This is a genomic window from Patulibacter minatonensis DSM 18081 (genome assembly GCF_000519325.1).
GTDB classification, from domain to species: Bacteria; Actinomycetota; Thermoleophilia; order Solirubrobacterales; family Solirubrobacteraceae; genus Patulibacter; species Patulibacter minatonensis.
This window is the reverse complement of the sequence record NZ_KI912613.1, coordinates 2,763,449-2,782,198: the sequence shown is the minus strand read 5'-3', so window position 1 is coordinate 2,782,198 and position 18,750 is coordinate 2,763,449. Positions and strand designations below refer to the sequence as shown.

Annotated in this window: 13 protein-coding genes; 7 read left to right on the top strand and 6 right to left on the bottom strand. The window is 74.0% G+C overall.

The window, feature by feature from the left end; all coding sequences use genetic code 11:
- The first annotated feature begins 115 nt into the window (after positions 1-115).
- Entirely contained in the window at positions 116-1,474 is a 1,359-nt protein-coding gene (locus PATMI_RS0112785; RefSeq protein ID WP_026911175.1) for a hypothetical protein, read from the top strand.
- 165 nt (positions 1,475-1,639) lie between these two features.
- Here the strand turns inward: PATMI_RS0112785 and PATMI_RS0112780 are convergent, their stop codons facing one another.
- The 4 genes from PATMI_RS0112780 to PATMI_RS0112765 form a co-directional block, all read right to left on the bottom strand.
- Entirely contained in the window at positions 1,640-2,251 is a 612-nt protein-coding gene (locus PATMI_RS0112780) for a PDDEXK family nuclease (RefSeq protein WP_026911174.1), read from the bottom strand.
- A gap of 241 nt (positions 2,252-2,492) precedes the next feature.
- Positions 2,493-4,076 (bottom strand): hypothetical protein, encoded by a 1,584-nt coding sequence (locus tag PATMI_RS0112775; RefSeq protein WP_157260745.1) that lies wholly within the window; start codon positions 4,074-4,076, stop codon positions 2,493-2,495.
- Between the two features lie 648 nt (positions 4,077-4,724).
- A complete protein-coding gene (locus tag PATMI_RS36700) occupies positions 4,725-5,666 on the bottom strand; it encodes a collagen-like triple helix repeat-containing protein (RefSeq protein WP_157260744.1) in 942 nt (313 codons plus the stop codon).
- A gap of 449 nt (positions 5,667-6,115) precedes the next feature.
- Positions 6,116-7,648: a hypothetical protein gene (locus PATMI_RS0112765; protein ID WP_026911171.1), complete on the bottom strand. Its 1,533-nt coding sequence runs from the start codon at positions 7,646-7,648 to the stop codon at positions 6,116-6,118.
- A 690-nt stretch (positions 7,649-8,338) separates the two neighbouring features.
- On the opposite strand from PATMI_RS0112765, the gene acs reads away from it, so the two are divergent.
- The 6 genes from acs to PATMI_RS0112740 all read left to right on the top strand — a co-directional run bounded on the left by acs (position 8,339) and on the right by PATMI_RS0112740 (position 14,666).
- Complete coding sequence (gene acs, locus PATMI_RS29750) at positions 8,339-10,342, top strand: acetate--CoA ligase (protein ID WP_051471533.1); 2,004 nt, start codon at positions 8,339-8,341, stop codon at positions 10,340-10,342.
- A 173-nt stretch (positions 10,343-10,515) separates the two neighbouring features.
- Entirely contained in the window at positions 10,516-10,677 is a 162-nt protein-coding gene (locus tag PATMI_RS36695) for a hypothetical protein (protein ID WP_157260743.1), read from the top strand.
- Between the two features lie 128 nt (positions 10,678-10,805).
- Entirely contained in the window at positions 10,806-11,399 is a 594-nt protein-coding gene (locus PATMI_RS36690) for a methyltransferase family protein (RefSeq protein ID WP_051471530.1), read from the top strand.
- Between the two features lie 203 nt (positions 11,400-11,602).
- Positions 11,603-12,058, top strand: a complete 456-nt coding sequence (locus PATMI_RS29740; protein ID WP_051471528.1) for a response regulator — start codon at positions 11,603-11,605, stop codon at positions 12,056-12,058.
- Entirely contained in the window at positions 12,058-13,413 is a 1,356-nt protein-coding gene (locus PATMI_RS29735) for a sensor histidine kinase (protein ID WP_036725783.1), read from the top strand. The genes PATMI_RS29740 and PATMI_RS29735 overlap by 1 nt, the downstream gene beginning before the upstream one ends.
- Positions 13,414-13,436: 23 nt before the next feature.
- Positions 13,437-14,666, top strand: coding sequence for a hypothetical protein (locus PATMI_RS0112740; RefSeq protein ID WP_026911170.1), 1,230 nt, complete (start codon positions 13,437-13,439; stop codon positions 14,664-14,666).
- Positions 14,667-15,277: 611 nt separating this feature from the next.
- On the opposite strand, the gene PATMI_RS34535 is transcribed toward PATMI_RS0112740, so the two are convergent.
- Both PATMI_RS34535 and PATMI_RS0112730 read right to left on the bottom strand, forming a co-directional pair.
- Positions 15,278-17,884, bottom strand: coding sequence for a hypothetical protein (locus tag PATMI_RS34535; protein WP_157260742.1), 2,607 nt, complete (start codon positions 17,882-17,884; stop codon positions 15,278-15,280).
- A 186-nt stretch (positions 17,885-18,070) separates the two neighbouring features.
- On the bottom strand, positions 18,071-18,715 hold the full coding sequence (locus tag PATMI_RS0112730; RefSeq protein ID WP_026911169.1) for a response regulator: 645 nt from the start codon (positions 18,713-18,715) through the stop codon (positions 18,071-18,073).
- Positions 18,716-18,750 lie beyond the last annotated feature (35 nt).

Sequence of the window (18,750 nt, the reverse complement as noted above, 5' to 3'; positions counted from 1 at the left end):
GTGTCCCGTCCCGTGCGTGGACGTTCGGCCGGTCGGTCGGCGCGGCCGGCCGCCCCGCGGGGTACCGTGGGCTGATGCCCGCCCGGCGACGCCGCACGACGTGAGGATCGCCCGGATGCCCGTGTTCTCGGCCGCCGCACTGGCGGCCTCCTTCTGTCTCGCCGCCGGATGTGGTGGTGGCGGCGACGCCCCCGCCACGACCCGGACGGCGACGACGACCGTCAGCGCGACGCCCGGCGTCGCCACGCCGCAGGGCACACCGGCATCGACGCGTGCGGCCGCCCCGGCGAAGCCCGCGAAGCCGAAGCCGCTCGCCAACCCCGCGAAGTGGCCGACCACGCTGCGGGTCGGGCTGATCGACCCGGAGAACGGGGCGAAGAACCTCGCCGGTCGCGCCCCGTTCGGCATGCGGTGGCACTACCTGTCGGGCGGCGCCGGGACCTCGGGCTCGTGGGACGCCTGGCGCACGGGCGACGGCTCGTACGCCTCCGCCTACGTCCAGGACTCCGAGGCCACGGGCACCGTCCCGCTCCTCTCCTACTACGTGCTGCAGGAGACGCCGCCGACCAACGCGCTGGCCGACGAGCACCAGAAGGTCCTCGAGGGGCTGGCGTCGCCCGCGGTCATGCGCCCCGTCGTCGCCGACCTCCGGCTTGCGCTCACCCGCATGGGCCAGGGCATGGGAGCCGACTCCGGCCCGGCCGTCCTGCAGGTCGAGCCGGACCTCTGGGGCTACGTCCAGCAGCAGCAGGCGGGCGCGAACGCCCCGACCGCGATCGCCGGCTCCGACCCCCAGGCCGCCGGACTGCCCAACACCCTCGCGGGCTTCGCGCGCCTCGTCACGCGGATCCGCAATCAGGTGGCCCCGCGGGTCCTGCTGGCGTACCCGGTGTCGGTCTTCGGGACCAACAAGGACATCGTCGGCTCCGACCCGACGAAGGAGGAGGTCGCGGGCATGGCCACGTCCTCCGTGAAGTTCTGGCGCAGCCTCGGTCGGCCGTTCGACCTGATGACGTTCGAGTTCGCCAACCGCGACGCCGGCTACCAGGTGAAGGTCGACGGCGTGCAGTCCAAGGACGCCTGGTGGACGCCGGACAACGAGGCCCGGATGCTCCAGTACGTCAAGGGCGTCCTCGACCTCACCAAGCGCAGCGGCATCCTCTGGCAGGTCCCGCCGGGCAACGCCGTCCGCAAGGTCCAGGACGACACCCCGGGCCACTACCGTGACGACAAGGTCCAGGCCCTCCTCGGCCGCAAGGGCCGCCCGCTCCTCCGCGCCTACCGCGACGCGGGCATCGCCGCCGTCCTCTTCGGCTCCGCCTTCCCCAACGACACCTGCGCGTGCCCCCGCACCGACCAGTACAAGGACCCGAAGGGCGCCGACGACGACGGCGGCTACCTCGCCTCCCAGGTCCGCAAGTACGTCCGCGAGGGCGAGCTGAAGCTGAAGCGGATGCCCCAGCGGGGGCGGTAGGGACGGTCGGAGGCGCGCGGCCGGGGCGGGCCGTGGCGCGGGGGCCGGGCGGGTCCCGTGCCCGTTCTGGTCCCTTTGCGGTATCGGATCGGGAACGCGCGGCCGGCGGGTTCAGGAGCGACCCTGGACACCGCCATCTCGCTCGCGCGCAGTCGGCGTAATGCGTCAACCCGCCCTCGACCCGAGATCGAGGTTCCGCGCGTTATCCGCCGCGCGCCGGGGAATGAGACGGTCGAGGCGTTCGACGAGTCGCGCCTCGTCGTCGACCACCTGCTCCCACGTCAGCCACAGGAACGCGTAGCCCGCACCTTTGAGATCCGCCGCCTTTTCGTGATCCCTTCGGAACGATTCGCGGTCGCAGTGCGTCTCCCACCCGTCGGTCTCGATCACGAGCCTGATCTCGGGCCAGTGGTTGTCGACCTCGTGCTCGCCCCACGGTGTGGGAACCATCACGTCGGAGCTCGGCATCACGAAGCCGTGACGACTGAGAAGCTCGTGGAAGCGGAGCTCGAGCTCGCTCTTCGCGCGCCGACCGGAGGCGTGCTCCAGGGAGAACGCCGCAAGCGCCGCGCGGAGGGCCGACGTCCCGGCCCGCCGTCGCCCGAGGATCTCCTCGAGCGCGAAGCGGTCGAAGTGCCGGTGCGTCTCCGCCCGGCGCAGCGCCCGATCGAGGCGTCGGGCGTCGAGCACCGTCGCGAGGTCGAGCAGCGTCCGAGCCGGTGACGTGCACGGGATCCCGTCGCGGACCGCACGGTCGGCGGGGTCGATGCTCCGCACCTTCCGGACCCTCAGGCCGGGGGCGCGTCGGCTGCGACTGGGACTGACGACGTCCACGGTCTCCGGAGCGCCGTCGATGAACCCTCAGAGAACGCCCGCGGCGCGATGACTCAGCAACGCTCCTTCGCCGGCGGCGAGAACCGCGGCCATCCACCAACCCCGGGGCCCGATGACGCGGTGTCCGACGGCGTGCACCGCGGCGCCCCGCCCGATCCGGGCGAGTGCCCCGCCCTCCCCGCCCCTACGGCGCGACGCTCTGCGCCGCGACGGCGCACGAGTTCTGCGTCTGGTCCGGGTCGTTGACCTTCCAGCGGGAGGAGACCAGGATCCGCGCGCCGGCGGCGGTGTCGATCTGGAGCTGGCCGTTGTTCGGCAGGGCGACGACGACCGGGCCCGGGGCCTGCGGGACGGCGGTGTCGACCGAGCCCTCGCGGGTGGTGACCGTCGAGGCGCCCGGGATGTCGAGGCGGAGCGCCCTGGTGCCCGACGGCGTGGCCTGGCAGGTGATGCCGAGACGGCCGACGCCGGGGAGGTCGGACTCGGCGGCGTCGTGGCCCGCCGCGCCGGCGTCGCCACGCCACAGGACCTGCGTGGAGCCCACGCCGGTCGAGCCTGTGGTCTGGGCGACGATCTCCGCCTGGACGTGGCAGCGGGCCGCCGACGGGTCGCGGAAGTCCCACTCCCACGTGACGTGGACGCCGACCGGCGGCACCAGCGACGGGGCGAACGCCGCGCCGATCGGGCCGCGGTCGCTCAGAAGCGCGGTGAACTCGCCCGTCGACTGCTTCTCGGCCGGCTGGAACTTGTTGAAGCCCTCGTTGAAGTCGCGCCCGGTCCCGGTGGTGAACAGGGCCTCGCGGAGCGCCTTCTCGGCGTTCTGGCTGTTGCCGTCCCACGACCGGTACGTCCACGTCAGCATCGAGACCTCACGGGTCTGCGCCGTCGGGAACATGCGGATCCACTGGGTGTTCGGGCTGCACACGAGCTCGCCGTGCCCGACGCCGGGGACCACGAAGCCCGCGACGTCCCGCCCCGAGGACGAGCCGCCGGACCAGTCGACGACGACCCGCTGGCGCGAAGGATCGGCGGTCAGGGCCGCCGGATCCGTTGCGGCGCGCGCCGCCGCGACCGTGATGCTCTGCGTGGCCGTGGCGGCCACCTTCGAGCTGCCCGTCCGCCCGCTGACCACCACGGAGTAGCGCCCCGGCGGCAGCGTGTCCGCCGCCTTCAGCGCGACCTCCGAGACCCCGGTGATCCGCCCCTTCACCGCGGTGCTCGCGACCTTCGCGCCCCGGGCGTTCAGCAGCCGGACCCGGACGTCGCGCGCGGACCTGCCACCGACCGCGCGGAGGAGGACGCTGACGACGGTGCGCCCGCCGGAGATCGCGGTGCCGCGCAGCGCCGTGCGGACCGGCAGCGACGCCGCACGCAACCGGAACGTCGTCGAGGCCGAGCGGCCGCCGCACCCGGCGACCCTGCCCGTGACCCGGATGCGGACGTCGCCCGTCGACGGGGTCGCCCGGAGCTTCAGCGCCACCGGGGTCCTCCCGCGCGCGAGGTGCGCCGCGGTGCCACTGGCGATCGTCCGGCGACCGCGGGTCACCGCGACCCGCACGCCGGTCGCCGCGCCCGGTCCGACGCGCACGGCGGCGACCGCCCGGTCGGCGAAGGTCGTCGGATCGTGGGTGGCGAGGCTCGCCGACAGGGCCGTGCGGCACGCCGCAGCGGACGGAGCAGCCGCCGCGGATCCCGCGGTGAGGGCGAGCCCGGCCGGCGTCACGAGGGCAACGGTGGCGACGGCGACGGTCCGCAGCGCGACCGACATCGTCGGTGACGCGACCATCCGCCCCGAGACCGACGTCGTGCGTGACGCGGCTGGGGCCCGAGTGTCACCGTCGTCGGGCGACGTCTCGTGTCGGCCGTAGGTGACAGGTCGGAGGACGCGCAGAGGCCGGCGCTGCACCGGGCGCGGCGCGCGGGCCGCGGTGGACGACCGGTCGGGTAGGGGGTCGGGGCCGAACGTCACGTCAGGTGATGGTCGCACGCCCGGGCGTGCGCGGAGCCGGGAATGGCCGGAGAGGCGGGGACGACGGGCCGCGGACCGACCGCGAGGACGTCCGCCGCGCCGGACCCGGGCCGCCCCGTGGGCGGGCCGGGACCGAGGACGCCCGGAGAACGCGAACGGCCGCGCTCCCACAGGAGCGCGGCCGTTCTGTCGAGCGGGTTGTCCCCCAACGCCCCGTCCGATGGCACCATCGTGATCGGCGTGGGGAGCGATTCGGTCTCGACCGGGTGTCGATGCGGTTGCGGTGCGCTCCGGGCAGCCAGCCGGGGCGGAGGCGTGCGAGGCGGGTCGGCGCCGTCCTCGGGTGCGGCGTCGCCGGGGGGCCCGGAACGACGGAGCGCCGCCCGTGGGCGGCGCTCCGGACCTGCGTGGTCCCCACGCCGAAGCGCGAGGACCGGGGAGTGCGTGCTACTTCGTGAACGCGTAGGTCGCGGAGGGCGCGCCCTTGATGCCGACCTGGACGCCGGCGGCCTGCACGGAGATGGCGGCGCCACCCGTCGAGGAGCCGGTGCCGAGGCGGCCACCGAGGATGCGGACCTTGTCGTCCACGCCGTTGCCGGCGACCTCGGCCGACGCGTCGAGGAGCTGCTTGAGCGTCTTGCCACCCGTGTTCTTCGGGATGGTGGTCCCACCGGTGCCGAGATCACGCGTCGAGAACCACTTGGCGTCGGTCAGCACGTTGTGCGAGGCCGTCGTGCTGGTGTCGCCGGGCTCGTAGACGAACGTCGCGTAGTCCGGGGCACCGACAGCGCCGGCCTTGTCGCCGCTCGGATCGACCTCGAGCGCGAGGCCCGTGTTGCCGATGTAGGTCAGCGTCTCGAGGTCCGCGACGCGAGTGCCCTGCTGGATCGGGAACTGGACGCCCACGCGATGACCCGTGGCCGAACCGAGCTTCAGCGCGCCCGTGTCGAACGCGATCGTCGAGTCGTTGTCCGAGTCGCGCCAACGGCCGAAGCCCTTGACCGTCCAGTTGCCGCCCGTGATGACGTACGGCGTCGGGTCGCCCGAGGCGCCCGTGTCGCCCTTGGGACCCTGCGGGCCGGCCGGGCCGGCGGGACCGGTGGCGCCCGTCGCGCCGTTGGCGCCGTTCGCGCCCGGCTTGCCGGTCGTGCTGCTCGTGCCGCCGGAGCGGATGAGGTTCTGGGTGGCCTTCGTCAGATCGCTGATGGACACCGACTTGCTCTTGATGTCGGAGCCCGTGAGGGAGCTGTTCTTGACCTTGGCGCCGGTGATCGTGCTGTTCCTGATGTCCTTGCCGGAGATCAAGGTCTTCGCGGTGGCGACGCCGCCGCCGAGAAGTGCCGCGACGATGGCCGCGACGAGGATGACCCGCATGTTCCTGATGTTCATGCGCGCCCTTTCTGTTTGAGGGGGTGGGGACACACACGCCACCGTTCGCGGCGCGGCATGGCGAGCCTATCCGCGCCCGGGTCGCCTGAGTGACCCATAAAGGTCAGCTCGCTGGTCGCCGTCGCCCTGGCACCCGACTGGCCAGATGTCGTCCGCAGATCGATCACCGTCCCAGTCCCGAGTTGGTGGACTGATACGCCATACACCCTGCGGTCGTTGCACGCACACAGAATCGACGAATGATCGAGGTACGCCGGTGTTCACCGGCGAGGCCCCGTGCCGCCGTACGGGGCGACCGGCCCCGGAACGGCGAACGGCCGCGCTCACAGCGAGAGCGCGGCCGTTCTCTCGGCCGGGTTGTCCCCCAACGCCCCGTCCGATAGATCCACCTTCTCGTCCCGCCGACGCGGATCGGTCTCGCCGCGGGATCGGTTCGGTATCGCCGCGCGCTACTTCGCGACGTCGGCCGCGCGCAGCTGCTTCAGCCGCTTGGCGCGGGCCTTCGCAGCGGCGCGGGCCCGGGCGCGGTGCAGCGCCTTGACCTTGGCGCGCCGCGTGGCCTTCTTCTTCGCCTTGACCCGGGCGTCCGTCCGCGCCTTCTTCAGCGAGGAGGTCGTCTTCGACTTCGGGCGCTTGATGACGGCGGACGCCTTGACGGTCGCGGTCGCGGTCGCCCGGGCGGGGACGGGGCGGCGGACGGCGACGGTCGCGGTGGCGGTCGCGGTCGCCGTGACGGAGGTCGGCGTCGCCTTCGTCGTCGCGACGAGGGACACCGCGTCGGGGACCACCGGGCCGAACACGGCCTGGGGTGCCGGTGCCGGTGCCGGGCACGACCCGTCGCTGACGCACGGCTTGATCACCCGCAGCGCCTTGGTCCAGCTCCCGGCCTTGCCGTCGATCCCCGGGATGTCGGCGATCTCCCACAGGTACTGCCGGCCGCCATCCCAGGTGGGGAGCCCGGACAGCTGCCCGAACTCGACCCCCGGATCGGGCTGCCCGAGCGAGCTCCGGTCCAGCGACGCCTCGGCGTCGAGGTGCCAGGAGTCGCCGCCGCTGAGGTCGGTGACGATCATGCCGTACCGCGACATCGCGCGGAGGAGGACCTTCGCGTGGTTCGGCACCGGGAGCGCATCGATCTGCGCGTCGGTGTAGCCGAGCTGGAACCGCTGGCCGAGGGCCGGGGCGTCGACGTTCGACTTGCCCTGACGGGCACAGGAGCTCGCGGGGTCGGACGTCGGGCGCAGCGACGGGGCGACCGAGATGCCGTTCGTGCAGCCCACCGTCAGGTAGAGCGCGTGCGGGATCTCGCCCTCGAGGAGCTCCTCCGGGCGGATGATGCCGCCCAGGATGCTGAGACCGGAGGCGCTCGCGACGCCGGTGCCGATCGTCTCCCCCGTGCCGTCGATGCGGGTCCGGCCACCCCAGGAGGCGGAGATCGCCCCGTTCCGCGCGCCGGCGTCGTCCGCCTGCCACAGCTCGTAGACCCACCCGGACTCCTGGTCCACGACGGCGAGATGCCCGTCGGTGCCCTGGCTCGGCCGGGCGCCCGCGGGGATGCGGATCGTCATGCCGTTGAGCTCGCTCCTGCCCCAGGTGCCGCCGTTGCGGTCGTCCTCGCGCAGACGCACGGTGACCTGCGGGTCCGTCGGCCGGGCGAAGTAGATCGCCTTCTCGCCGAAGCCCTTGCCGTTCTGCCCCGTGCCGAAGCTGAGGCTCCCCGGCCGGCCCATCGCGTTCAGGCGGTTCACGATCCGGTCCGACGCCGGCTCGACCCGCGGATCGTTCGGCAGCAGCCGCACGTTGAACGGGCTGTCCGCGGAGAACGGACGCCAGCACGCGCCGGGATGGACCCCGCCGCTGTAGTACCCACCGGGCGGGGAGCAGTTCGGGCCGATGACCTCGGCCGCCGCGCTGCCGGCGAGCGGGACGAGCGACGCGGCGCTCACCGCGAGGGTCGCGGCGAGGAGGGCACGTCGGCGCACGCGAGCGCCGCGTACGGGAGCAGGCACGTCCGCCTGGACTCGGACCTCGTTCACACCTCGACCGCGCACCGGACACCTTCCTGGACTGTCCGGTGGGGGCTCGGACGACGGTGGGTCCCCCTCTGAGGGGACCCGCTGGCCACCGGATCCTACGATCGTCGTTTCGAATTGACAAGCGACGTCCGGTTGTATAACGCCGTTACCCGAGGCACCGCGCGCCCGATCACCCGTTTCTCACTGATGATCGTGTCTGTGTCCGACTTTGGTCCCATCGGTGACCACCTCGTGACTTCCCACGACCGCCGACGCAGCGCGGGCGTTGGTGGTCCACCGATCGGTGGACGGCGGCGCCCACGGCGCGGCCGGCCCTGCACGACGTGACACCCCGGTCCGGCTCGGCACCCCACCCCGGCCCGGCAGCGCGGCGCCCTCAGGCCGCGCGCGACCGCCCCGCCTCCGGACCGCCCGCCCGCCGACCGCCGGTCCTCACGAACCCCCGCGCCACCCGTGCGTGACGTCGCCCCCGACGAGCGGCAACGCGCCAACCTCCCGCGAGCGGGGCGTCGGCCCGCCCGGCCCGGTCTGTGCCCGCGCGCACCCATGTAGGTTCGGACGAAGCCGCGGTCCCGCGGCGCACGAAGTCGTGCCGCGCCCGTCGCGGCCCAGGATCTCGCCGGAGGACGCACCGAGATGAGCACCGAGACGCATCGCGAACTGACCGAGGAGGGCGTGGAGGCCCGCGTGGGCGAGCTGCTCGGCCAGGAGCGCTTCGCCCCGCCGGCCGCGTTCGCCGAAGGCGCCGAGATCACCGATCCGGAGCTCCGCGCGAAGGCCGCGGAGGACCCGGTCGCGTACTGGGAGGAGCAGGCGGGCAAGCTGCGCTGGTCGACGCCGTGGGAGACCGCGCTGAACGAGACCGATGCGCCGTTCTACCGCTGGTTCGAGGGCGGGAGGGTCAACGTCTCCGACAACTGCCTGGACCGCCACGTCGAGGCCGGGAACGGCGACCGCGTCGCGTACCACTGGCACGGCGAGGAGGGCGAGACCCGCGACGTCACCTACGCGCAGCTGCTGGAGCAGACCGCGAGGTTCGCCGGTGCGCTGCGCGAGCTGGGCGTGCAGGAGGGCGACGTCGTCGGGATCTACCTGCCGATGATCCCGGAGGTCGCCGTCGCGATGCTCGCCTGCACCCGCATCGGCGCGGTCCACAACGTCGTCTTCGGCGGCTTCTCCGCCACGTCGGTCGCCGAGCGCATGGAGGTCTCCGGCGCGAAGGTCCTGGTCACCGCCGACGGCGGACGGCGCAAGGGCAAGACCGCACCGGTCAAGCCCGAGGTCGACAAGCACTTCGCCGACCTCGACGGCCTGCAGAAGATCGTCGTCGTCAAGAACGCCGGCAACGACGTCGCGATGCAGGACGGACGCGACGTCTGGTTCCACGAGGTCCTCGACGCCGCCGACCCGGTCGACCCGGTGCCGCTGGACGCCGAGGCGCCGATGTTCATCCTCTACTCGTCGGGCTCGACCGCGAAGCCCAAGGGGATCCAGCACACCACCGGCGGCTACCTCACCGGCGCGACGACGTCGCTGCGGCAGGTCTTCGACCTGAAGCCCGAGTCCGACGTCTACTGGTGCTCCGCCGACGTCGGCTGGATCACCGGCCACAGCTACATCGTCTACGGCCCGCTCGCCAACGGCATCACCTCGGTGATGTACGAGGGCGCCCCCGACTACCCGCACAAGGGCATCTGGTGGGAGCTCATCGAGCAGCGGAAGGTCACGAAGTTCTACACCGCCCCCACCGCGATCCGTGCGGCGATGAAGTGGGGCGTAGGTCACGTCTCCGGGCGTGATCTGTCGTCGCTGAAGCTCCTCGGATCGGTCGGCGAGCCGATCAACCCGAAGGCCTGGCTCTGGTACTGGCACGTCGTCGGCGGCGAGCGCTGCCCCGTCGTCGACACCTGGTGGCAGACCGAGACCGGGTCGATCGTCATCACGACGCTCCCGGGCGTCGACGACGCGAAGCCCGGCTCGGCCGGCACCCCGCTGCCCGGCTACGAGGTCAAGGTCCTCGACGCCGACAAGGGCACCGAGGTCGCCTCCGGAGAGGGCCTGCTCGCGATCCCGCGCCCGTGGCCGTCGATGCTGCGCACGCTGTACCAGGACCCCGACCGGTACCGGTCGACGTACTTCGACCGCTGGGAGAAGGGCGCCGCGGGCGGGGAGCAGATCCCGTACTTCGTCGGCGACTCCGCCCGCATCGACGACGACGGCTACATCTGGGTGATCGGCCGCGTCGACGACGTCATCAACGTCTCCGGCCACCGCCTCTCGACCGCCGAGGTCGAGTCCGCGATCGTCGCCCACCCCCACGTCGCCGAGGCCGCCGTCGTCGCGAAGGCCGACGACCTCACCGGCCAGGCGATCGTCGCGTACGTCACCCTCCAGGGCGACACCGAGTCCACCGACGAGGTCAAGGCCGAGATCGACGCCGAGATCGCCGACCGCATCGGCAAGCTCGCCCGCCCCAAGCGGATCGTCTGGACCCAGGACCTCCCGAAGACCCGCTCGGGCAAGATCATGCGCCGCCTCCTCCGGGACATCGCCGAGGAGCGCGACCTCGGCGACGTCACCACCCTCGCCGACCCGACGGTCGTCGAGAGCCTCCAGGACCGCTGGCGCGAGGGCGCGTAGGTCCTCGCCTTCGCGGGGCGTGACCGGGCAGTCCGGAACGGCGACCGGGGCGACGGACCCCGGTCGCGCGGTCCGGCACGAACGCTCGTGCGGAAGGTGACGAACCACACTTGTTCGTTGCGCTAACCAAATGTATTCTCGGACGAGACAGCAGTTCCTCATCGGAGGTCCTCATGCAGCACGCGCAGCAGCACCGCCACCACCACCTCGAACAGAACGCGGCCACCGCGCTCCTGGCCGGCCCGGTCGCCCTCGTGGCGTTCGCGGTCCTCGCCATCGGGCTCCACGACGCGCCGGTCGCCCACGCGGCCCACGCGGCGCTCACCGCCCGGTAGCCCCCACCCCGGCGGGCGACGGACCGCCGGCGCGCGACCGTCGCCCGCCACGAACCTCCCTGCGACAGGCCGGCCTGCACGACGTCGACCGGCGCGACGGGCCGCCGCGTGCGACGCTTCAGGAACCCGTGCCCGCCGTCGCCACCATCGGTGCCGTGATCGCCTTCGTGGTCCTGCTCCCGGGCCGGATCGTCGTGCACCGCCGACTGACGGGGGCGTCAGGGGTCGCCCTGGGCCGCGCGGTGCCGGGCGTGCAACGGCGCGCCGCCATGATCCTCGGCCTGGGCACGCTGTTGGTCGGCGTCGGACCCATCGCCCACCTCGCCGGTGTCGCGTGGGACTGGACCCCCGGCAACGCGTTCATCACGCACGGGGCGGGCGTCCTGCTCCTGGTCGCCGGGCTCGCGTGGGCGTGGTGGGCCCAGCAGACGATGCGGGAGCACTGGCGGGTCGGCCAGGACGTCGCCGAGCGCACCGCGCTGGTGACGACCGGGCCCTTCGGCCGGATGCGCCACCCCATCTACACCGGCATGGTCGTGCTCGCCCTCGGCGTCACCATGACCGACCCGACCTACCCGGGCGCCTTGGGCGTGCTCGTCCTCGCGATCGGCGTGCGACTCCAGGCGATCAACGTCGAGGAGCCGCACCTGCGCGAGGTCCACGGCCACGACTACGAGGCGTGGGCGCGCCGGACCGGGCGGTTCCTCCCGCCGATGACCTGAGCGGCGTCGCGGGCACCCCGCGGGGCGCGAGGTTTCGCGAATGTTCCCGTTCACCGGTCGCCGGACCCGTCCTGTGCAGGTATCTTCGGCCGTCCGACGCGCTCGTCACGGGATCGTGCGCGCAGCCGCGCGAAGAGCGCGCAGGGCCCAGGACCCGGGCATCGGCACCGCACCGCGGAGTACGATCGCCGGGTACGCACGTGATGAATCCGACAGCAGACGATGCCACGCCCCGTACCGCCGTCGGCGCGTACCCGGTATCCGACGCCGTCGCGCCCGTCACGATCCTGGTCGCCGACGACAACGAGCGGTTCCGCGGCGGCATGGTCCGCGCGCTCCGCAGGCGCCCGGGCGTCGAGGTCGTCGCCGACGTCGAGAACGGGGCCCGCGCGCTCGAGGAGATCCGCGCGCTCCGCCCCCAGCTGGTCCTCGTCGACGCGCGGATGCCGATCGTCGACGGCCTGACCGTCGCCCGGACCGTCACCGCGGACCCCGACCTCGCGGCGACCAAGGTCCTGCTGCTGAGCGCCCGCCACGACCGGGTGCTGGTCGAGGACGCCCGCGTCGCCGGTGCCGTCGCCTGCCTCGACAAGAGCGACTCCCGTCGCGAGATCTGCGACGCGGTCCTGGCGTTCGCCCCAGGTCACGAGGGTCCGTGATGGCCGCCTCGGACCACGCTCCCGGCGGCGGGACCGTCGCGGGGCGGACACCGGGCCCCCCGAGGGCCAGGTCCGCCGTCTACGCCCTCGCCGGCGCGGCCGGGATCCAGGCGCGCGCCGCGTTCCGCGTGCTCGCCGCCGCGGTGATCGGCGGGATGCTCATCCTCTCCCACGACGACGATCCGACGGCGGCGGCGACGCTCGTCCCCCTCGTCGGCGGCCTCTACGTCCTGATCAGCACCGTCGTCGCGTGGCCCCGCCAGCGGTCGGGCCGGACGGCCCTGCAGACGGAGCGCGCCGCCGTCGCCCGCGCGCTCTGCGACGTCGTGGTGATCTGCGGCGTCTCGCTCGCGGTCGACCGGCCGAGGATGGCCGTCCTGATGGTCCTGTGCGCGATCCCGCTCGGGTACGGGCTGACGCTCCCGGCGTCCGCCGTCGCGATGCTGACGGCCGCCGGGGTCGCCGGGGCGCTCATCGTGTGGGGCGTGGCCCCGTCGATCGGCGCCGCCGAGCTCTCGGAGGGCTCGCTGCTGCTGCTCTCCTTCGCCCTGGCGTGGTGCGGCCTGATCGCCTGCCTGATCGCGATCGAGCGGGAGCGTCGCGCCCAACGGATCCGCAAGCTGTCGGTGTCCGTCCGCGACATGCTCCGCCAGGCGCTCCACGCCGAGTCCAACGAGCGCGCCCGCGTCGCCGACCTGCTGCACGACGACGTGCTCCAGCTGCTGCTCGCCACCCGTCACGACATCTCCGAGGCGATCGACGGCGACCTCACCCTGCTCCCCGACGCCCGCGCCGGCATCGAGGCCGCGACCCGTCGCCTGCGGGAGACGATCGTCGCTCTGCGCGACGAGAGCCCCGACGACCAGGGACTCGGCGACGGCCTGCGGGGCGTCAGCGAGGACGCCATCGCCCTGCGCGGCGTCTCGGTCTCGACGTCGATCGACGCGGCGCTGGAGGACAGCCCCCACCCCGTCCTGGTGTCGGCCGTGCGGGACCTCTTCCGGGACGCCGAGAGCGCGAGCGCCGCGACGAAGCTCGCGATCCGCGCGGTGGGCGTGGGCGACGACCTCGAGCTGCAGCTCCGCCACCACGACCCGCGGCACGCCCTGGGACTCGACCCGACGCCCGAGAGCGCCGCGGTCCTGCACGACGTGACCGCCCGGATCACCGCCATCGACGGCACCCTCGACGTCGACCACTCGCCGACCGGCGAGCGGACGGTGACGATCCGGGTACCGGTCAGGTCCGAGCGTCCCGAGGCTGCAAGTTCGGATCCCCCCTCCCCAACGATCCCGCTGCGGCGTAGCCTTCGCTCCCGAAGCTCCACCGATCAGCCGTCGCAGAAGCTCGGCTGATCACCCGACAGAGGCACACCAGCATGTCCACCCCGCCCGACAAGCCCCACGATCCCGGAGCCGAGGCGGCAGCACGCATCGGCAGCATCCTGGCGAACGCGGAACGCGAGGTCGCCCGCATCGTCCAGGAGGCGCAGCAGAGCTCGAAGGACGACCTCGCGCGCATCGAGGTCCGGACCCGGATGCTCGACGAGCGCACCGTCGAGCTGAACGCGCTCGAGGCCGACATCCACTCGCGCGGGCGGCACCTCGACAGCCGGACGCTTGAGCTCGACGGCCGCGCCACCGAGCTCGACCGCCGCGCGACCGAGCTCGCCGACCTCACCGCCGGCCTGCTGTCGACCGCGGTCGGGGTGCAGACCTACGCCCGTCGCCTCGCGGCGCTGCGTCCGCTGACCGCCGACGGCCCGAGCCTCGACGAGATCGTGCCCGAGGTCCCGCGCTTCGACGCGGCCGTGCGCAGCGCGGTCGAAGAGCGCTCCTCTCGCCCGGCCGCGCCCGCCGCCCCGGCCGTGCCGCCGGAGGAGCCCGCGGTCGACGAGCCCCCGGCGTCCCGCCCGCGCACCGCGCCGCGCCCGCAGGCCACGGACACCGACGAGACCCCGGTCCCGTCGACCCCGGCCGCGCTGCGCGCCGTCGACCAGCTCCAGGACGACGGCCGCTGGGACCGCCCGAAGGCGGCCCCCGCGTCCGCCACGCCGGCGACCACCGAGACCGCGGACACCGGAACGGCCGCGACGCCGGACCGCCCCGTGGGCCCGGCCGATCCGGCAGCAGCGGCCTCGGCAGCACCGGCAGCGCCCGTCGAGGCACCGGCAGCGGACGTGCCGGCGGCGCCTGTCGACACGACGCCGGACGTCGCCCCCGCGGCATCCGTCGCGCCGACGGCCCCTGCCGATGCGGCCCCGGCCGAGCCGGTGGCGCCCGCCGCGGCGCCGGTGCCTCCGGTCGCCGCCGAGCCGGAGACCCCCACGGGCCCGCGCCCGGTGCCCGACGCGGTCGACGCCGACGAGCCCCTGCCGATCGTCGCCGGCAGCGAGACCGCGAAGGACTCGCCCGAGCAGCTCGACAGCGCCCGGCTGGTCGCGCTCTCGATGGCCGCCGAGGGGCGGTCCCGCGAAGAGGTCGAGGCCCACGTCCGCGACACCCTCGGGATCATCGAGCACGCCGCGCTGATCGACTACGTGTTCGGCGGGTCGACCCCGTCGTCCGTCGTGCCGAGCTGGCCGCCGCGCCGCCGCCGGCGTTCCTGAGCCCGGAACGCGACGGGCCGGGGCCCGGAACCACACGCCCCGGGTCCCGCCACGGCGGGCTCCCTGCACCTCGAAGGACCGGCACCCGCCGGTCCTTCGTCGTTCCGGGGGCGGTCCCACGCCGGCGCCGGTCCGACACCGGCGGCGGGGCGGCACCCGTGGCACAGGTGCGGACCATCCGTGCCGGATACGTGCCGGCGCGCCGGAATCACGTTCGTCTCGCTCGGGTATTCCCAGGACGCGTGAACATGCGACCTGAGAATACGGCGCGCGGTGAATGTCCATCGCCGTTGCGCCGGCGCGGAACTCATCCCGCCCCGGGTATTCCGAGACCTCGCGATCCGCACGATCTGGGAACAGGGCGCGCGGCGGGTCCATGGCTCCGCGGCGACCGGGCGGACGCCCGTCCTGCGTCGAGATGCTCCGCGGCGCCGGGGCGCGGCGGGCCGCGCGGAACCACCCACCCGCCGGATGACGACGGATCGGACGTTCGCGATCCGCCCGGTGGCGATGGAGCAGAGGTCCCGTGATCCCGCCGGGTGACGACGGATCAGGGGGTCCGTGATCCGGTCGGCGCCCGCGGGCGCCGACCGGTCATCGGGCCTTCGGGACTACCAGCCGCCGCCGGTGACGCGGCCGCGGCGGAGGACCACCGCGACGGCCAGGAGCAGCAGCACGAGGCCACCGACCGCCAGCAGCGTGTTCTGCCGCGAGGGCGTCGTCGCCGCGGCGTTGTTGGTGCGGACCTTCGCCGGGGTGTCGCTCGCCGGCTTCGTCAACGAGGACGAGGACGAGGACGAGGACGACGAGGCGGAGCCGCCGGGGGGCGTCGGGGAGGTCGAGGTCGTGCTCGTCGTGGTGACGGGCGGCGTCTCGTCCTCCTCCGTGGACCGGGCGCTCGTGGCGACCGTGCCCAGGCCCTGGCCGGCGGGCGAGCAGTTCACGTCCTTCTTCGTGCTGCCGCGCTTCTTGCCGCCGGTGCTCGTGCCGGACCCCGCGGTCGCGGAGCCGGTCGAGCGAGAGGCGCCCGCGCCGCCGACGGCGGTCGGGTCGTCCTTCGAGGCGTTCGCGCCGTCGACGAGCGACGGATCGTCCGCGCCGGCGCCCAAGACGCCACCCGCGCCGGTCTCGCCGTAGCCGCTGCCCGTCGGGCCGGTCGGGTCGCCGCCCGTGCCGTCCTCGCCGGAACCGCCGCCGGGCTCACCCGAGCCGCCGCCGGTCGTGCCGGACCCGTCGCCACCGACGGCACCGGACGGAGCGTCCGAGCCGGAGGGGTTCCCGGAGCCCGGGTCCTTCTTCGGGTCCGCGGAGCCGGACGGGGTCTTGTCCGCGTCCGCGCCCTTCGTGTCGCTGTCCGGGGTGGAGCCGGAGCCGTTGCCGGACCCGGAGCCCGAACCGCTGCCGCTGCCGCTGCCCGAGCCGTTGCCGGAGCCCGAGCCCGAGCCGTTGCCGGAGCCGTTCGCGGCCCCGGAGCCGAGGACGCCGCCGGCCGTGCCGATCGGGTCGTCGGGCGTGCAGGCGACGATCACCGGCGGGATGCAGTTCTCGTCCGCGGTCGCGCCGCCGACGGCCGAACCCGTACCGCTGCCCGAACCGCTCCCGGCACCCGAGCCGTCCTTCGACGCACCCGAACCGCCGACGGCCGACGGATCGTCCTTCGACGCACCCGCGCCACCGACACCCGACGGATCGTCAGCACCCGAGCCCAGGACGCCACCCGCGCCCGTCTCGCCGTACCCGCTCCCCGTCGGACCCGTCGGATCGCCACCGGTCGACCCGTCCGGATCACCCGAACCGGCACCGTCACCACCGACCGCACCGGACGGATCGCTCGACGGCGACCCCTCCGTCGTCGTCACCGGATCACCGGACTTCGGCTTCTCCGACCCGGCACCACCGACCGCCGAACCACCCTTGCCGTCGTCCTTGCCCTTGCCCGAGCCCGAGCCCGAACCGGTCGAACCCGACCGGCCACCCGAACCCGACGCCGAAGCACCCGAACCCGCGACCACACCCGAACCGGAGCCCGAGCCGTCGTCGGTCGTGCAGATGGCCCGCGTCGGCGGGATGCAGTTCTCGTCCGCGGTCGCGCCGCCGACGGCCGAACCCGTACCGCTGCCCGAACCGCTCCCGGCACCCGAGCCGTCCTTCGACGCACCCGAACCGCCGACGGCCGACGGATCGTCCTTCGACGCACCCGCGCCACCGACACCCGACGGATCGTCAGCACCCGAGCCCAGGACGCCACCCGCGCCCGTCTCGCCGTACCCGCTCCCCGTCGGACCCGTCGGATCGCCACCGGTCGACCCGTCCGGATCACCCGAACCGGCACCGTCACCACCGACCGCACCGGACGGATCGCTCGACGGCGACCCCTCCGTCGTCGTCACCGGATCACCGGACTTCGGCTTCTCCGACCCGGCACCACCGACCGCCGAACCACCCTTGCCGTCGTCCTTGCCCTTGCCCGAGCCCGAGCCCGAACCGGTCGAACCCGACCGGCCACCCGAACCCGACGCCGAAGCACCCGAACCCGCGACCACACCCGAACCGTTCGAGGACTGGCCGGGGGCGCAGACCGCCGGGAGGGTCGGATCGCAGTCCGGCTTGCCGGCCGAGGCACCGCCGACGGCGGAACCGGCCGTGCCGCTGCCCGAGGTCGCGCCGGCGCCGCCGACGTCCGTCGGGGTCTTCGACGCGCCGGACCCGCCGACGTCCTTCGGATCGGGGTCGTCGGCACCCGCGCCGCCGACGCCCGAGGGAGTCGTCTTCGTGCCCGCCGGCGTCGTGCCGGTCGGGTCGTCCGCGCCGGACCCGGCGGTGCCGCCGGTCGGGTTCGAGCCGCCCTCGCCGGGGGTGTCCCCGCCGCCGAGCACGCCACCCGCACCGGTCTCGCCGTAGCCGCTGCCCGTCGGGCCCGTGGCGTCCGCGCCGCCGACGGCCGAGCCGTCGGCCGGGTCCGTCTTCGTGGGCGTCGTCTTCGTCGGCGACGTCGCCGCGGTCGTCGTGACCGGGCGCGAGACCGCCGCGCCACCCACGGCGGAGCCGTTGAGCACGGCGAGCTGGGCCGGCGTGCAGGGCACGGCGGCCACGGCTGCGGCGTTCTTCGGGCCGTTCGCGAAGCTGACGGCGGCCAAGGAGACCATGACGAGGCCGAGGATCAGGAGGGCGCCCGCGAGGAGCGCTCCTCCACGGTCGGCCAACAGGCGGGTTCTCATGAGCTCACAAGGGTTCGTGGGCAGGACGGATGGGGGTGCACGCTACGAGGATGTCGCACCGGAGCGGTCGAATCCATCGTCCGCCCGGCTGGTTCTGGGGGTGAACGCGTCGTCCGCCACGCCGGACGGCGCGGGGGGATGACGGGTCCACCGATCGGCGGATACTGCGTCCGCAGACGTTCCAGGCTACTCCAGCATCTTGCGGCGCATGGCCGCTGCAACGGCCGCTGCCCGCTCCGACACGCCGAGCTTGTCGTACACGTTCTGCGTGTGGGTCTTGACGGTCGCGGTGCCGATCTGGAGCTCGGCCGCGATCTCGGGGCCGGACAGGCCGTCGGCGATCATCCGCAGGACCTCGCGCTCGCGCGGGGACAGGACCGGGGCGTCGTCCTGCACGCGACCGCGGACCTCCTGGGTCAGCGCGGCCTGGGCCTCGGGCGCCAGCACGGTGCCGCCGCGGGAGACCGCGACGAGGGCCTCCCCGATCGCGCGGCGGTCCGACTCCTTCGTCAGGTAGCCGTCGACGCCGGCCTGCACGGCCTCGTAGACCGCGGCGGAGCCGAGCTCGCCGGAGAGGATCACCACGCGCGTGGGGAGGTCGTCGCGGCGGATCGCGTGGAGCACCTCGACGCCCGTCATCACCGGCAGCCGCAGGTCGAGAAGCGCCACCTGGGGCTGCAGCTCGCGGACGAGTCGCAGCGCCTCGCCCCCGTCCTGCGCGTTGCCGACCACGACGAGGTCGTCGCGCTGCGAGAGCGCGCCGAGGACCCCGTCGAGGAAGATCGGGTGGTCGTCGGCCACGACGACGGTGATCGGAGTGCCGGTCGACATCAGACGGGGAGGCTACCGCCCTTTGCTCGGGGGAT

What these genes read in the sequence shown, in the direction of transcription:
- PATMI_RS29740 (WP_051471528.1), top strand. Translation starts at nt 11,603, where the DNA reads ATGAATCCGACAGCAGACGATGCCACGCCCCGTACCGCCGTCGGCGCG.
- PATMI_RS0112775 (WP_157260745.1), bottom strand. Translation starts at nt 4,076, where the DNA reads ATGTCGGTCGCGCTGCGGACCGTCGCCGTCGCCACCGTTGCCCTCGTG.
- PATMI_RS36695 (WP_157260743.1), top strand. Translation starts at nt 10,516, where the DNA reads ATGCAGCACGCGCAGCAGCACCGCCACCACCACCTCGAACAGAACGCG.
- acs (WP_051471533.1), top strand. Translation starts at nt 8,339, where the DNA reads ATGAGCACCGAGACGCATCGCGAACTGACCGAGGAGGGCGTGGAGGCC.
- PATMI_RS36700 (WP_157260744.1), bottom strand. Translation starts at nt 5,666, where the DNA reads ATGAACATCAGGAACATGCGGGTCATCCTCGTCGCGGCCATCGTCGCG.
- PATMI_RS0112730 (WP_026911169.1), bottom strand. Translation starts at nt 18,715, where the DNA reads ATGTCGACCGGCACTCCGATCACCGTCGTCGTGGCCGACGACCACCCG.
- PATMI_RS0112785 (WP_026911175.1), top strand. Translation starts at nt 116, where the DNA reads ATGCCCGTGTTCTCGGCCGCCGCACTGGCGGCCTCCTTCTGTCTCGCC.
- PATMI_RS29735 (WP_036725783.1), top strand. Translation starts at nt 12,058, where the DNA reads ATGGCCGCCTCGGACCACGCTCCCGGCGGCGGGACCGTCGCGGGGCGG.
- PATMI_RS0112740 (WP_026911170.1), top strand. Translation starts at nt 13,437, where the DNA reads ATGTCCACCCCGCCCGACAAGCCCCACGATCCCGGAGCCGAGGCGGCA.
- PATMI_RS34535 (WP_157260742.1), bottom strand. Translation starts at nt 17,884, where the DNA reads ATGAGAACCCGCCTGTTGGCCGACCGTGGAGGAGCGCTCCTCGCGGGC.